The following is a 13,528-nucleotide window of genomic DNA, read 5'->3' as shown; positions in this document are numbered from 1 at the left end:
ATACCATGTTTTCATTGCTGATTGTGGATGATCATAAGCATCAAGTAGATACGTTAGCAGCAACTTTACCATGGGAAGAACTAGGGATATCCACGATTCATAAAGCGTATGAAGGCCAAGGAGCGCTTGCGATTATGGAAATGCACCCCATTGATATCATCATCACTGATATCCGCATGCCAGGCATGAGTGGCCTCGATATATTAGAACAAATTCATGAATCCAATCGGAAAATTGATGCTATTCTGTTGACCGGCTATGCAGAATTCGAGTATGCGAAGAAGGCAATTGAACTCCATGCCGTTGAGTATTTAATTAAACCTGTGCGTGATCAATTGCTCATAGATGCTGTAAGCCGCGTCATCAGTAAGCGTCAAAATGATTTACAGCATTCGCAAGCCTTTGAACAGGCCAACGCGATTCTCCATCAAAATTTGCCACTTCTAAAAGAAAATGTACTGAATGAACTGTTGCAAGGAGCGGATATCTCACATAAGCAGCTGACAGAAAAGCTGGAGATGTATCAAATCCCCTTTGCACAGGGTGATTGCATTCGGTTCATGGTCATTCAATTTGATCCACATTTCTATGAATCATACACACCCTCGGATATGAAATTATTTGAATATGCCGTCATGAATATGGCAGAGGAATTGCTTCGAAGTCATTTCAGTCTGTGGACGAGAAAAGCACCACAAGACAATGTCTCCTTGATGCTCAAACCGATTCATTCCGAAGGTACATCTTGGAGTGAGGAGGGACTCGTATCGATTGCCAATCTCTTATTGGAACAAGTTAATCGTTATTTAAAAGGAACCGTTGCCATCTACCTGTCTACGCCAGCACGCTTTCCTGAGGAAGTCCATGCCAACTATACGTCAGTCGTCTCATCTGCCATTAGTGCATCGGAACGACAAGGGGTTTTCAACTTGAACAAGTATGATGTCTCCAGCCGTGGATTGGAACCGTTGCGTTCCTTGTACCAAGCCCCTATGTTGATACAACTGATGGAGAGCAATAATCTCGACAAATTGAATGAGAAATTACATACAATTTTTCAAGAATTGGAACAAAAACAGGCAGACTCACGCGCTCATCTTCGAGAAGCCTACTTACATATCCTAAGCTGTTTCACATTTTTGGCTCATAAGAAAGGTAAGGTCTTGGAAGATATTATCGGCATTAGCTCCGTACATAAAGAACATAGTGTTATTCATTCGGCGAAGCAATTAAAAGCATGGTGCATCCTTATTCTCGAAGCTCTGATTGAGGGTGCGCCTACCGTGGATGATGAGAATCACCAACAGCTGGTTAATAAAATCCAAGCTTATATTCATCAGAATTTATCAAAGGATGTTACCCTGCAATCGATTAGTGAGCATGTGTATCTGCATGCTGTTTATTTATCCAAAATTTATAAAGAAATTACGGGCTTAAACTTGAGTGAATACATTTTACATGCACGAATGGAAGAAGCAAAGAGGCTGCTTGAGAAAACATCCTTTAAGATTTATGAAATCACTGAAAAAGTAGGATACCAAAGCCCGCAGCATTTTATACGAAGATTCAAAAAATATTATGGTGTGACGCCGGACATTTTCCGGAAGCAATAGTATAGGTAGAAGAAGGGGAGATAAACATGGACAATGCATGGTTAGAGAAGGCTTGGGAACAGGTTGTAGATAAAATTGAAAAAAACAGTCATACCATTGGTGCAGCATTTCCGAATGGTACCGAGAAGGGCCGCTACGTGATGACTTCGGCCCATGACTGGGTAGCAGGATTTTGGCCAGGACTGCTATGGTTGGTTTATAGCGAAACGAAGAATGGACGTCTGCAGGAATTGGCTGTTGCGTGTGAAGAGCAAATCAGTCAAACCTTATGGGAATTTGAGCATTTGCATCATGACGTAGGCTTTATGTTCGGGCTGAGCAGTATCAAACAATATGAGCATCTGGGAGATGAAGCTGCCAAACGGCATGCCCTCATGGCGGCAAGCTTACTTGCAGGAAGGTATAATCCTGCGGGATCCTTCATTCGCGCGTGGCCCAATTGGGGGAATGAAGATCACAGTGGCTGGGCGATCATTGATTGTATGATGAATTTACCACTGTTGTATTGGGCATCTGGAGAGATTGCTGATCCGCGGTATCGTCATATTGCTGAGCTTCATGCCGATATGGTGCTCAAAGAATTCATGCAAGAAGATGGATCGGTCCATCATATTGTAGCGTTCGACCCGGAGACAGGTGCTCGTGTGGGATCGATGGCTGGTCAAGGATATGCGGCAGATTCTGCCTGGTCCAGAGGAGCGGCATGGGCGCTGTATGGATTTGCGCTAAGCTACACCTATACAGGCAAAGAAAGATACTTATCTACTGCGAAGCGAGTTGCGCAATACTTTCTTGACCATTTACCTGCGGATAAGGTGCCCTATTGGGATTTTCGCTTGCCGAAGGATTCAGATGACGCGCCGCGAGATTCTGCAGCTGCGGCGATTGCCGCTTCGGGACTTTTAGAAATAGCTACAATTGTGGGAGCGGCTGAGGGATTACGCTATAGGCAGGCTGCTGAAGAGATATTGTTTTCCTTGTATCAGGACTACACAGAATGGCAGGAAGATTCAGAGGGATTATTGCTGCATGGGACCGGATATTTTATGGCAAATATTTATGTAGATGCTTCGCTCATTTATGGTGATTACTATTTTGTGGAGGCATTACTGAAACTGAAGCATGCTTACAAAAACGATCTCAAAAAATTAAAAGAAAAAAATTAACGCAGGCATGTATAATAATTTCAAAACTCCACATGATAATATCACACCAAGAAAAGGAGTGAATAACAATTATGGCTAACAACACATTGGCAGTTCCACAAGCAAAAGCAGCAATGGATCAACTGAAGTATGAGGTGGCACAAGAGTTAGGGATTCAGCTTCAAGCATACAATGGCAACCTTGCATCACGCGATGCTGGCTCCATTGGTGGCAATATTACGAAGCGTTTAGTGCAAATCGCAGAACAACAACTTTCTGGTTCGGCAGGAAGCTTCAGACGCTAAGTTGATCGTATTTGCAAACAAACACAAAAGACTACACGCACCTATTCCTCCTTGGGTGAATGCAGTCTTTTTTTATTAGGGTTAAAAAGGACTTGAGCGGCACTTTCGCTTCAAGTCCTTTTCTGTCTTGAAATTGAAATAACTGGAAAGGCTACAGCAATTTTTAAAGCCCTCTTAGAGTCCCGTTTTTCGCCACTCACTTGGAGAACTACCGATATGTTTCCGAAACACGGTCGTGAAGTGTTGACTGGTTTTAAAGCCTAGTTCAAAGGCAATTTCCGTAATGGAGATGTTCGTTTGCAGAAGAGAGCAGGCACGTTCCATTCTTACGCGTTCCATATAAGCAGCAGGAGACTGCCCGAATATGTCGTGAAACACTTTATAGAAATGAGACTCGCTCATCTGAGATGCACGGGCCAGCTCCGCAACGGAATATCGATGATTTGGCGCTTGCGTTAGTTGATGAACGGAGTGGATCACCGCATCTTTGACACCGGGCTCTATTGACTTGGAGGAAGTAGGCTGCAGAAGTCCCATGATGATGTCTAGAACCTGATGCCGGGCAAAAAATGCTTGATCAGGGCTCTCTGTTTCTAATGTCGCCTTCAAGCGAACGAATTGTTCGTGCACGCGAGGGCCTGCGCGAAATACCCGTGGAAGTTGCTGTAAGCGAGAAGCAGCCAACTCGCGATCAGAGCCTTCTAAGCGGAACCAGTTCGGGGTCCCTTCTGGATCCTGCACGATCATCCACCAGATCCGGCTAGGTTCCAAATGATTGAAGCGAGCTTTATGAAGCTCTCCTGGACGGGTGTAAAACCATTGTCCAGCATTCATAGGATAAGAGATACCATTGATTTCCCAAGTAGCACTCCCGCTGTGCAAATAGACGAATTCATATGCGTGATGATGACAGTGAAGGGGAATGGGATAGGCTTCTGCATATTTTTGGTATCCAACAACGAGCAATTCCGGAACGAGTCTGATGGTGGTCGCGCTTTCCAATTTCTCAGTATTATCAGCATGCAGAGGGAAAACCCATCGCATCGAACTAGACGAGTGGATCTTAGTCATTATCAGCCCTTCCTTCCCTATGTTCGAATTGCTCCTATGTGTCTGATCCTATTTAATATGTTCTGGGAAGTCAAGTGTCAACCCATCTGGTACGCTTAGCTTATTCAGAATCGAAGCAAAATACAGAGTGACGAGGAGAGAACATATGGGAAACACTAGACAACGGGATTATAGTATTCTAGGGCCAGAACGGCAAAAAGCGATCGAGAAAGGGCTTGTTTCAGGAGAATGGTACCAATGTCCGGTTCCACGAAAACGTATGAAGGAACTCATGATCCGCAAGAACGGTCCGGCAATTCGGGACACCTTGCTATGGATAGCTATTTCGATCGTCTTTGGTTATGTAGCTTATCTGTCTTGGGGGACGTGGTGGGCAATACCCGCCTTCATCGTATATGGAACCGTCTACACGGTACCTGCCGTATCCAAATGGCATGAATCCAGCCATGGCACGATGTTTCGAACGGCGTGGATGAACGAAGCCTTGTATCAGTTCACTTCGTTTCTGATTTTGATTCAAGCGACAAACTTTCGCTGGTCGCATGCGCGCCACCACACGGATACGATCATCGTGGGCAGCGATCCGGAAATTATGGAACCGCGTCCTCCGAAGTTGCAACGTGTGCTTCGATATATTTTACGAGAATCATTTATTTACAGTACCTGGCCCTATCTGTTCAAGCATGCAATCGGACTTCTAAGCGCCGAGGAGAAGGAATTGGTCCCGACTAGCGAGCAACGGAAATTATTTGTGGAAGCACGCGTTTTTATTCTTGTTTATGGCGTTATAATCCTTTTGTGCTTTTATTTAGGGAGCATTTTACCGCTCATGTTCGTTGGGCTGCCATCGTTCTATGGCGCTTTGTTGAACGGCTTGCTGGTCTCAACGCAGCATGTGGGTTTGTATGAAGACACACTCGATCACAGGCTTTGTGCGAGGACGTTCTATACAAACCGTATTCTTCGGTTTCTGTACACGAATATGAATTATCATATTGAACATCATATGTTTCCGTTGGTTCCCTATTATAATTTGCCTGCTTTGCATGAGGAGATCAAACTTGACTGCCCAGCTGCTGCCCCGAGCTTCACGGCAGCTATCCGCGAGACGTGGGCGGCAATCTGGATGATGCGGAAAGATCATTCCTATGTCGTTCCCAGGTGCCGAGAATTTGCTGAGCGTCGGAGGGTAACTGATCGAGATCTTTCGTCGGTATCTCAGTCGGGGTGATAAGTCACGACGACGGGCTTTGAAGCGGTTCACTATTTTACAAGTTATTACCATATATTGGGTTGGTTATTGTGGTATAATCAAAGCAGGTCGTGAAGTACGCGCCGCCTGTTACTGGTTCCTAGAACCTGACAGGCGGCTATTTTATTTCCGGGAGGCAGAAAAAAATGGAGCCGATAAAGGAGTTACTGAAATCTGACGAGTCATTTGATCGTGCTTACGCAAGATTTATGGAAGAGCAAATAAATGGAAGCTCAGGAGAAAGAAAACGGAGGCTGCTTAGCGATAAACGGTACGCTGAAACTTTGTTCCTCAAGGAAGTCTGGTGGCCAGCCTTCCTTAGCTTTCGACGACTGTTCGCCGAATATGAGATCCGAGACTTTAAAGATGGCTGGCGATACTTGGATTTTGCGTTCATCGTCAACGCCGTGCTCATATGCATTGAGATTGACCCCTTCGGGACCCATTTTCGAAACATTGACCGCAATCGATACGACGACAATCTACATCGTCATAATGACCTTGTCTTGGACGATTGGAAAATTTTCCGTTTTTCGTTGGATGATATTAAAAACAATCCACGTAGATGTCAACAAACACTGATGCAGGCTGTAGCGAAGTGGGGGGTGGAAGATACATCTAATCTACTCCAGTTACATCCCATAGAATATGCTGTTTGGAAATGGGTTGAAAGCAATGAAGGTATGGTCACGCCAATTTCAGTAGCTAGGGCGCTACGAATCAACAGAGAAACTTCCGCTAAATATTTAAAATTACTCGTTATTAAAGGATTAATCCTTCCTGCATCCAAAGATGGCAAGAAAGTTATGCGATATCAAGCAAATTCTTCAGTAATAAGTTGTAGGAATCGAACCTCACAACGACTGTCGAACTAGCGGCCATTCTCTGAAGCTGGATATTCCAGCTTTAGAGTGTCAGTCCGAGCAGTTGTGCCACACAGAAGCTGGATATTCCAGCGTCAGGGTGTCCGTTCGAGCAGTTAAGCCACACTGAAGCTGGATATTCCAGCGTCAGTGTGTCCGTTCGAGCAGTTGTGCCACACTGAAGCTGGTTATTCCAGCGTCAGTGTGTCCGTTCGAGCAGTTGTGCCACACTGAAGCTGGATATTCCAGCTTTAGAGTGTCCGTTCGAGCAGCTGTGCCACTCTGAAGCTGGATATTCCAGCGTCAGAGTGTCAGTTCGAGCAGTTGTGCCACACTGAAGCTGGATATTCCAGCGTCAGAGTGTCAGTTCGAGCAGTTGTGCCACACTGAAGCTGGATATTCCAGCTTTAGAGTGTCAGTTCGAGCAGTTGTGCCACACTGAAGCTGGATATTCCAGCGTTAGAGTGTCCGTTCGAGCAGTTGTGCCACACTGAAGCTGGATATTCCAGCGTTAGAGTGTCCGTTCGAGCAGTTGTGCCTCACTGAAGCTGTATATTACCACTTATGTTTGTCGGGCTTCCGGCGTTCTATGGTCCAAATCTCCTTATTCGACTACCGAACCACGAGCAATGATTAATTAATTTTCGTCCGCATGGACTCGTTTAATAAATCTTATCTTACTTGGAGGTACATATGCCTAATACAGAGGGTTGGGTTGAAGCTTGCGAAGTCGATGATATTGAAGTAGAAGATGTTATTAGATTCGATTATCAAGATCGTACGTTTGCTATTTATCGATCAGACAAAAGTGACTATTATGCGACTGATGGATTCTGCACCCATGAGAAGTTTCATTTAGCTGATGGGCTTGTCATGGGAAGCACGATTGAATGTCCTAAGCATAATGGGCGGTTTGACTATACGACGGGTGAAGCGAAGCGTAAGCCGGTATGTGTCAGCCTAAAAACATATCCGGTAAAGATTGAAGATGACAAGGTCTTCATTCATGTAACGTAAGGTCTTATAAAATTTCCTTCTCACTACGTACCTTAACATTTTGTAATCTATATTCAGTAAGTGATACACCGAAGTACTTTTTAAAGCTGGTATAAAAGTAGTTTGATTTTTCTATGCCGCATTTTTCCAAAATCTCATTGATTGGCATTTGTGTTTGGCCCAGTAAGTCCTTGATATTCTCCATGCGAACTGTAGTAATGAATTCAGCAACCGATTTGCCGGTTGCATTTTTAAACAGCTTGCCTAGATAAACGGAGGAAATGGTTAAGGCTTCAGCACAGCTTGTTAATGTAAGATTTTTATCAGGATAGTTAGCGTGGATCATATTGATTACAGTGTCAACGATCATATTCTTTTTCTTATCTTTTGTACCATCTTTTAAAAGAATAATATCATCAAATAAATTGAAAAATGTACGTTCGATTTCTTCTAGGGTCTCAAATCCGGCTACTTTGTTGAAAAAATCAATCGATATCGCATTGAATGTAGATTGTGAGCCTTCAACGATTCGATTGAGAGAATTGTAAATGGAGAAAAATAAATAGATGACAGATGTTAAAATCGTGTCATACGAAGAATGCTCCATGGCTTTAATAATGTCATTATAGGCTACTTTTGCAGCTTCACTGTTCCCTAGCTTCAGGGAATCAATGAGCTGTTTTTCTTTGGAGGCGGGAAATTGGAAAGAACTGTCATCCAAGTCATTTAACATCTCTGAGGTAATAATACTATAATGGCCTAATTTCATACGATACATGGACAAGTTAAGCGTTTTTTCATATGCATATTTGATTTGATCAGGTGAATCAATCACATAGCCAAGCGTTCCGGTTAATGAAATGTTCAAATATTTCTCGACACAGAATTGGATTCTAGTCACGATATCATGGAAGATGTCTATGTACGAATCCGATTCCTCCGTAAGTTTTCCAATGTCAGCCAATAGGGTGAATTGATCGAATCCAGTCTCGATAACTTCATTTCTGTAATACTCGTGGGTAATTTCCTTGGCAATATTTGAAATTCCAATTTTATATAAAGAACGATCTTTTTCATTATGCTGGTCGACGAAATCTTTATAAAAGTCAATTTTCAACATAAACAAGAACAGGTTGTTGTCAAGATTTAGATCGATTTGAAGTTCGCTTTCTTTGGTCAATATTTTTTCAAGAGGCAGATAGGTCTGGCCCATAACTAAATTTTTCAGGAAATCACTTTTAAGAAGGGGCGCTGTATTTCGTTTCATATTTTCCAACAGGATGGTTTTATTGATCATGCCATTGAAAGCAGTTGAGAGAAAGCTAACCTCATCAATGTTTTTCTCAGGTTTGCTATCTTGGCCCAGCTTTTGTTTAATCCCTCTCGTAAGCGTTCCAATAGGATGGTAAAGCTTCTTAGATGCCAGAAAAGCGAATAATAGTCCCATTACAAGAACGATTAGACAAAAGGCAAGTGTAAGGAAACCATTCTTTTTGACACTCGAAAAAAATGTATCATAAGGCGTTAAGCTTATGAATTTCCATTTCAATTCATCCGAAGAAACATAGGAAATCACGTATTTTTTATTATGCAGCTGTTGAAAGAAGGTACCTGATGGTGCTGCTGTTTGAAGAACGTCACGAATATAACTCTGATCCGAAATATTCTGTTTGAACATTTCAGGTGAGTAGTGGCTTACGATTTCGCCCTTATCATCCAAGATGAAGATTTCATTTCCGTCTTTTCCCATTTTGTTATCTAAGGATGAAATAGTCAGCCTTAACCAGTCCGCATCCACGTTCAATACGATTGCACTGTCGAAGTCACCTTTGTTATTATTTGTATCAAACAAAAGATAGGTGTATACATTCTTATCGCGTACATTTGAATCATTTGTTACTGGGATTTTTCTTGGAATTGGATATAAACTTGGCGATTTGGCAACTTGAGAGCTTTTTAACATCTCAACGATTTCTTTATCAAAAAATTCATGGCTATCATAGAAGGTGTTTGTAGTGAGGAAGGTATCGATTTGTTTATTGTATATATAGGCAGAGTAAATATAGCTGTTGGGGATCGTTAAATTATTCAATGTTTTCATAGCACCGCTGATCGTTAGAATATCCTGTTCCTTGCTGTATGCGAAAGACATAATGGAATTGTTAAGCATTAACGATTGGCAAAACTTTTTTGAAATATTATCCATATATACAGAACTGTAGCTGATATTAGATAAGATATTTCCTTTCATCTCTTTTACAGTCTCAATCGAAGAAGAAGTGTAGTTGTAGTACAACAGCGAGGAAAGGATTATAATCAAGGCAGTGATACTCGCAACGAAAGTAATTAACAATTTTTTGTACATGCTGCCACCTCTATCGAAGGAAGTACGATGCAAATCAATTTTAGTATATCCCCTATAGAAACTCAAATTAAAAGTCTTATTTTCCCATCTATGTTCATTTTTTAGAGATTTGATTAGTTTTTGTAGACCTATTTGTATTAAAAATCGGTGTTCAGTAGTTATTTTTCTGTATGTAGATCGTTGGTATTCGGCTAATTACCTACCCATGGGGGGGCAAACAATGAACAAATCAAAGGAAATGAAACGTCCGCTTGTTTTGCTCAGTATTGGTATCTCTGTAGCACTCACTGGATGCAGCTCTCAACAGACGGAACCCACGACTTCTACCCCTGTGCCTAGTACGGCGGCAGCACAAACAGCTCAACTTACAGAAACCTCATTAGCGCCAGCGGAACTTATCTATTATTTCCCGAACAGTCCTCAGAAGGATTTGCAGTCTGTAGAAGATGCTGTTAATAAGCTCATCAAGCCAAAAATCAATGCCACGGTTCATCTGAAGCTGATTGATTGGGGCGTTTACGAAGAAAAAATGAAAGTCGCCATGGCCTCTGGCGAACCTTATGATCTCGTATGGACAGGGGCTAGCTTTAACAATTACTTTAAAAATGTGGCGAATGGGGCGTATGCGCCGTTGGACGATTTGATTGCCAAATATCCAGACATGAAACAAGGTATTCCAGATATGTTCTGGAATGCAGTTAAAGTGAAAGGGGGAATTTATGGAATTCCTGTCTTCCAACAGTCAACCGCTGGATACGGTTACATTATACAGAAAGCATTAGCGGATAAGTACAAACTGGATTGGAAGTCTGTCACCAAGTTATCAGACCTAGCACCATTTCTGGAAACCGTTAAGAAGAACGAGCCTACTCTTATACCCTGGGAGTTTACCGATGCGTTCACAGTTGCCCCTCCTTTATTTGGGCTTGAGAGTCTAGGGGATGCGAAGACGCCAGGCGATCTTTACATTAAAGATGGAAGCAAGGTTATCAATCAGTATGAAACGCCAGAATTTAAAGACTATATTACGTTGATGAGAAGCTGGTACACCAAAGGGTTTTTGCGGAAAGACGCGGCGATGTTAAAAGAAACCTCGTCAGATCGTAAGGCGGGAAAGAACGCCCTTCAATTGGGCCAGATTGATATTGACTCCGTAGCATTAGTATCAGCTGGCATGGAGGCAACAGGTAGAATGTCTGGCTTTAATCCAGCTATACAGTCTTATGACTTTCAGTTCGTGAAGCCGCTACTTACAACAGATAAAGCTGCAGCGACAATGACGGCAATCTCTGCGAATTCGCCAAACAAAGAAAGAGCGATGATGTTCCTCAACCTTCTGAACACTGACAAAGAAATTTACAATACACTTGTCTGGGGCGTTGAAGGTAAGCATTACAAGAAAGTCGCGGAAAACCGGATTGAGACGATCAAAGATGGGGGCTTCCAAATCTTTGCTCCTTGGGAATTCGGAAATATGTCGCTCTCCTATTTATCAGAGGGTGATCCCAAAGGAAATGATCAGAAGTTTACGCAAATGTGGGTAGATCTCAATAAGAACGCTACACCTTCAAAGGCACTGGGATTCGTTTTTGACTTTACACCAGTTAAAGCAGAGAAGACGAATGTTGATGCTGCCATTGATGAACTTTATTATGCGATCGCGAGTGGTTCGGTAGACCCTGAGAAGTACTTGCCACAATTCCTGGATAAATTGAAAAAGGCAGGCTCCGATAAAATTATTGCTGAGAAACAAAAACAATTGGATGCTTGGAAAGCGACAATGAAATAAGTTGATTAAAATAAAGTGAACTAAGAGCATTCGCCTTGGATTTCGGTGAATGCTCTTTTTGCATAAACTTTTTCCGTTTTGGTTCATTTTTCAGTGATTTGATTAGATTTTGTAGTCCGATTTCATTTAAAAATCAGTGATAAACTGTTTTTTTTCCGTATTCAGGTTATTAATTTTCGATTTATGATGGGGACATCAAATTCATCACAGCCACACAAAGGAGAATGCTTGTGGAATCGAAAACAACCATAAAAAAGCGAGCGCCTGTCATACCCGTTATAAGTGAACTAATTAAAAACAAAACTTTTTATCTCATGATGCTTCCTGGACTCATCTACATCATTATCATGTTTTATCTGCCGATGTTAGGGGTTGTCATTGCATTCCAAGAATATAACCCCATAAAAGGGATCTTTAAGAGTAAATGGGTAGGCTTCACGAATTTTAAATTTCTATTTCAATCAGATGCAATTTTGCAAATCACCTTCAATACAATTGCTTACAATCTAATCTTCATTATTCTTGGCATTGGATTATCACTCATCATTGCGATTCTCATCAATGAAATTGGCAATCGTTATCTTGCGAGTGCTTACAAAAGCATTCTACTGCTTCCTTTTCTCTTATCTTGGGTGGTAGCTGAATATTTGCTTTTCACCTTCCTAAGTATGGACAAAGGTATTATTAATACGTTATTGACACAATTCAATGTCGAGCCTGTCCAATGGTATTCCGAACCGTTCTACTGGTGGTTTATTCTACCGGCGAGCTATGTGTGGAAGAACGTTGGTTACTTCTCGGTTATTTTTGCAGCAGGGATAGCTGGGATTTCCTCCGAGTATTATGAGGCTGCGAAAATGGATGGCGCTAGTAAGTTTCAGCAAGCTATCAAAATTACGATTCCGATGCTGGCCCCGATCACGATTACTTTACTGCTGCTGCAGGCGGGGAAAATTTTTTACGCCGCTTTTGGCGATTGGGGATTGTTTTATAACTTGCCGAAAGAGTCAGGTGTATTGTTCAGCGCCACGAACGTCATTGATACTTACGTTTACAGATCTCTGAAAAGCATGAGCGATTTCGGAATGTCATCCGCCGTTGGTCTGTATCAAGCATGTGTTGGATTTGTCCTAGTTCTTGTATCGAACTTTTTGATTAGATTATACGATCGTGACAGTGCATTGTTCTAGGAGGATGACAAGATGATCAAACGACTCACGTTTCCTAACTTTATTCTTAACGCTATTTTCATGGTGTATTGCGCAATATGCCTGATACCTTTGCTCATTGTTCTCTCTGTGTCTCTGTCCGATGAGCAGTCGATATTTCAGTCGGGCTATCATGTCATTCCCTTGAAATTTAGTTTAAATGCTTATTCCTACATTCTGAACGGGAATTCACCTATTTTGAGAGCTTACCTTGTAACCATCATCGTAACCTTCGTCGGAACACTGCTGCACCTGATCATCTCGTCTTTGTTTGCGTACAGTCTTTCAAGAAAAGAAGTGAAGTACAGAAGCATAATATCTTTCTTAGTCGTATTCTGCCTATTATTCAGCGGAGGTTTAGTACCATCGTACATTCTAATCTCGAAATACCTTCATCTGAAGGACACGATATTTGTACTTTTCGTTCCATATTTGGTGTCATCGGTTAATGTGCTGATCATGAGGAATTTTTTTACATACACCATTCCGGAATCCATCATAGAATCCGCAAGAATTGATGGCTCAGGCGAGTTTCATACCTTTCTGAAGCTGGTTCTTCCCTTATCGACGCCAGTTATTGCAACCATCGGTTTATTTACAGCTGTATTTCTCTGGAACGATTGGTTTACTGCCGCTTTATACATTGAGAACGGAAAGTTGTATACGCTGCAATTTCTCCTTCAGTCGATCATGAACAACATCGCATTCCTCCAAGGAAATGCATTGACTCAGAAAGCTGCAGCTTTACAACCAGACGAGACCGCAAGAATGGCAACTTGCGTTTTATCCGTGGGGCCAATTATTCTCGCTTACCCTTATTTGCAGAAATACTTTGTCAAAGGGCTTACATTAGGCGCAGTGAAATCTTAATTCCCCGGCTTCACCGGGCATCAGCCCGTCTAGCATATAAAAACAAATTTG

Annotated in this window: 11 protein-coding genes; 9 read left to right on the top strand and 2 right to left on the bottom strand. The window is 42.1% G+C overall.

All coding sequences use genetic code 11. The annotated features are described in order from the left end of the window. The first annotated feature begins 5 nt into the window (after positions 1 to 5). The 3 genes from GC096_RS07910 to GC096_RS07900 all read left to right on the top strand — a co-directional run bounded on the left by GC096_RS07910 (position 6) and on the right by GC096_RS07900 (position 3,063). Positions 6 to 1,613, top strand: a complete 1,608-nt coding sequence (locus GC096_RS07910; protein ID WP_171629687.1) for a response regulator transcription factor — start codon at positions 6 to 8, stop codon at positions 1,611 to 1,613. A 26-nt stretch (positions 1,614 to 1,639) separates the two neighbouring features. After that, entirely contained in the window at positions 1,640 to 2,779 is a 1,140-nt protein-coding gene (locus GC096_RS07905; protein WP_171629686.1) for a glycoside hydrolase family 88 protein, read from the top strand. 71 nt (positions 2,780 to 2,850) lie between these two features. Next, entirely contained in the window at positions 2,851 to 3,063 is a 213-nt protein-coding gene (locus tag GC096_RS07900) for an alpha/beta-type small acid-soluble spore protein (RefSeq protein WP_056615323.1), read from the top strand. A 174-nt stretch (positions 3,064 to 3,237) separates the two neighbouring features. Here GC096_RS07900 and GC096_RS07895 read toward each other — a convergent pair whose 3' ends face one another. After that, positions 3,238 to 4,134, bottom strand: a complete 897-nt coding sequence (locus GC096_RS07895) for a helix-turn-helix transcriptional regulator (protein WP_171629685.1) — start codon at positions 4,132 to 4,134, stop codon at positions 3,238 to 3,240. A 145-nt stretch (positions 4,135 to 4,279) separates the two neighbouring features. Between GC096_RS07895 and GC096_RS07890 the strand changes: the two genes are divergently transcribed. The 3 genes from GC096_RS07890 to GC096_RS07880 all read left to right on the top strand — a co-directional run bounded on the left by GC096_RS07890 (position 4,280) and on the right by GC096_RS07880 (position 7,266). Further along, entirely contained in the window at positions 4,280 to 5,365 is a 1,086-nt protein-coding gene (locus tag GC096_RS07890) for a fatty acid desaturase (protein WP_171629684.1), read from the top strand. Positions 5,366 to 5,532: 167 nt separating this feature from the next. After that, complete coding sequence (locus GC096_RS07885; RefSeq protein WP_171629683.1) at positions 5,533 to 6,261, top strand: putative endonuclease domain-containing protein; 729 nt, start codon at positions 5,533 to 5,535, stop codon at positions 6,259 to 6,261. Between the two features lie 681 nt (positions 6,262 to 6,942). Further along, positions 6,943 to 7,266, top strand: coding sequence for a MocE family 2Fe-2S type ferredoxin (locus GC096_RS07880; protein WP_171629682.1), 324 nt, complete (start codon positions 6,943 to 6,945; stop codon positions 7,264 to 7,266). A gap of 4 nt (positions 7,267 to 7,270) precedes the next feature. Here GC096_RS07880 and GC096_RS07875 read toward each other — a convergent pair whose 3' ends face one another. Next, the gene (locus GC096_RS07875) at positions 7,271 to 9,610 is read right to left on the bottom strand and encodes a helix-turn-helix domain-containing protein (RefSeq protein WP_171629681.1); all 2,340 of its coding nucleotides are present in this window, start codon (positions 9,608 to 9,610) and stop codon (positions 7,271 to 7,273) included. 220 nt (positions 9,611 to 9,830) lie between these two features. On the opposite strand from GC096_RS07875, the gene GC096_RS07870 reads away from it, so the two are divergent. From GC096_RS07870 to GC096_RS07860, 3 genes are all read left to right on the top strand, one after another. Beyond that, complete coding sequence (locus GC096_RS07870; RefSeq protein ID WP_171629680.1) at positions 9,831 to 11,399, top strand: ABC transporter substrate-binding protein; 1,569 nt, start codon at positions 9,831 to 9,833, stop codon at positions 11,397 to 11,399. 314 nt (positions 11,400 to 11,713) lie between these two features. Beyond that, positions 11,714 to 12,589, top strand: a complete 876-nt coding sequence (locus GC096_RS07865; RefSeq protein WP_376769480.1) for an ABC transporter permease — start codon at positions 11,714 to 11,716, stop codon at positions 12,587 to 12,589. Between the two features lie 12 nt (positions 12,590 to 12,601). Further along, positions 12,602 to 13,477 carry a carbohydrate ABC transporter permease gene (locus GC096_RS07860; RefSeq protein WP_171629678.1) on the top strand — a complete coding sequence of 292 codons (876 nt, stop codon included), beginning with the start codon at positions 12,602 to 12,604 and terminating at the stop codon, positions 13,475 to 13,477. Positions 13,478 to 13,528 lie beyond the last annotated feature (51 nt).

It is taken from the genome of Paenibacillus plantarum, from assembly GCF_013141695.1.
GTDB classification, from domain to species: domain Bacteria; phylum Bacillota; class Bacilli; order Paenibacillales; family NBRC-103111; genus Paenibacillus_E; species Paenibacillus_E plantarum.
This window is presented reverse-complemented; position numbering and strand designations above follow the sequence as displayed.